Genomic DNA, 2,500 nt, shown 5'->3' with positions numbered 1-2,500 from the left:
ACCGGGCAGGCGTCAGCCCCTATACGTCATCTTACGATTTTGCAGAAACCTGTGTTTTTGATAAACAGTCGCCTGGGCCTATTCACTGCGGCTCAGCTTTCGCTGAGCACCCCTTCTCCCGAAGTTACGGGGTCATTTTGCCGAGTTCCTTAACGAGAGTTCACTCGCTCACCTTAGGATGCTCTCCTCGACTACCTGTGTTGGTTTGCGGTACGGGCAGGTAAACACTAACTAGAAGCTTTTCTTGGCAGCGTGACATGGCGGACTTCCCTACTTTATTTCGGTCCTCATCATAACTTGTCCTTAAAGAGTCAAGCATTTAACTCAACTCAAGACTTGTTATTTAACCCAGCATATCCATCAGCTGGGATCCGTTAGCCTTCTGCGTCCCTCCATCGTTCAAACATGTTCACCTGGTACAGGAATCTCAACCTGTTATCCATCGACTACGCTTCTCAGCCTCGCCTTAGGTCCCGACTAACCCTGGGAGGACGAGCCTTCCCCAGGAAACCTTAGTCATACGGTGGACAGGATTCTCACCTGTCTTTCGCTACTCATACCGGCATTCTCACTTCTATGCGCTCCACCAGTCCTCACGGTCTGACTTCATCGCCCATAGAACGCTCTCCTATCGCGCCACTTACGTGGCACCCGTAGTTTCGGTGGTGTGTTTAGCCCCGGTACATTTTCGGTGCAGAATCACTCGACTAGTGAGCTATTACGCACTCTTTAAATGGTGGCTGCTTCTGAGCCAACATCCTAGTTGTCTATGCAACTCCACTTCCTTTTCCACTTAACACACACTTAGGGACCTTAACTGACGATCTGGGCTGTTCCCCTTTCGACAATGGATCTTATCACTCACTGTCTGACTCCCGGACATACGTGATTGGCATTCGGAGTTTATCTTAATTTGGTAACCCTAGATGGGCCCCGCACCAAAACAGTGCTCTACCTCCAACACGCTTCATTCCGAGGCTAGCCCTAAAGCTATTTCGGAGAGAACCAGCTATCTCCAAGTTCGATTGGAATTTCACCGCTACCCACACCTCATCCCAACATTTTTCAACATGTACGGGTTCGGGCCTCCAATGCGCTTTACCGCATCTTCACCCTGGACATGGGTAGGTCACCTGGTTTCGGGTCTACAACAACATACTTAAGCGCCCATTTCAGACTCGCTTTCGCTACGGCTCCGGTCTTTCCACCTTAACCTTGCATGTTATCGTAACTCGCCGGTTCATTCTACAAAAGGCACGCTATCACCCATTAACGGGCTCTAACTTCTTGTAGGCACATGGTTTCAGGAACTTTTTCACTCCCCTTCCGGGGTGCTTTTCACCTTTCCCTCACGGTACTGGTTCACTATCGGTCACTAGGGAGTATTTAGCCTTGCGAGATGGTCCTCGCGGATTCCGACCGGATTTCACGTGTCCGGCCGTACTCAGGATCCTACACGGGAGATTGCTTACTTTCGCATACGGGGCTATCACCCTGTCTCGCTCAGCTTCCCAGCTGATTCTGCTAATAAACAATTTTGTAACTCCACAATGGTAGTCCTACAACCCCAACATGCAAGCACGTTGGTTTGGGCTCTTCCGATTTCGCTCGCCGCTACTGTCGGAATCGATTTTTCTTTCTATTCCTGTTGCTAATGAGATGTTTCAGTTCACAACGTCTACCTTCAATTTAGCTATGTATTCACTAAATGATAACTTGTATAAACAAGTTGGGTTTCCCCATTCGGAAATCTCCGGATCAAAGCTTACTTACAGCTCCCCGAAGCATATCGGTGTTAGTCCCGTCCTTCATCGGCTCCTAGTGCCAAGGCATTCACCATGCGCCCTTAATAACTTAACCTATCAACTTGCGTTGATGATTCAAGTTTGAGTATTGTGGCTCAAAGGCCACAAGCGATTTAAACTAATTTAAAAAACTCAAAAAATTACGCGGTGTATTTTTTCGGCTCAATTTAATTATAATAATTAATTGAAATGAATTTAAAATTTAAATATGATTCAGTTTTCAAAGAWCTAAGYCCTTGTAACCCGAAGGTTACAATGGAGAATAGCGGGATCGAACCGCTGACCCCCTGCTTGCAAAGCAGGTGCTCTCCCAGCTGAGCTAATTCCCCATGGGATATATAAATATGAGTGTAAACCACTCAAAACTGAATATCGTTTCAACGCAAATRTRTAGGCTTCCGATTTTCCTTAGAAAGGAGGTGATCCAGCCGCAGGTTCTCCTACGGCTACCTTGTTACGACTTCACCCTAATCATCTGTCCCACCTTAGACGGTTGGCTCCTAAAAGGTTACCTCACCGGCTTTGGGTGTTACAAACTCTCATGGTGTGACGGGCGGTGTGTACAAGACCCGGGAACGTATTCACYGCGGCGTGCTGATCCGCGATTACTAGCGATTCCGACTTCATGTAGGCGAGTTGCAGCCTACAATCCGAACTGAGACAAGTTTTAAGAGATTCGCGTACCCTCGCCTCGC

1 tRNA gene and 2 rRNA genes (1 of these 3 cut by a window edge) are annotated in these 2,500 nt (G+C 47.8%); all 3 read right to left on the bottom strand.

Annotation, left to right across the window (positions count from 1 at the left end):
* Nucleotides 1-1,860: ribosomal RNA gene (locus D3P96_RS08235) — 23S ribosomal RNA — on the bottom strand (it extends 1,057 nt beyond the left edge of the window).
* Between the two features lie 201 nt (nt 1,861-2,061).
* A tRNA-Ala gene (locus D3P96_RS08230) sits at nt 2,062-2,134 on the bottom strand.
* An 83-nt stretch (nt 2,135-2,217) separates the two neighbouring features.
* A 16S ribosomal RNA gene (locus D3P96_RS08425) occupies nt 2,218-2,500 on the bottom strand; the annotation flags it as partial.

This window comes from Weissella viridescens, assembly GCF_003862435.1.
GTDB classification, from domain to species: domain Bacteria; phylum Bacillota; class Bacilli; order Lactobacillales; family Lactobacillaceae; genus Weissella; species Weissella viridescens_A.
The sequence above is the reverse complement of the archived record's forward strand: the minus strand, read 5'-3'. Positions and strand labels throughout refer to the sequence as shown.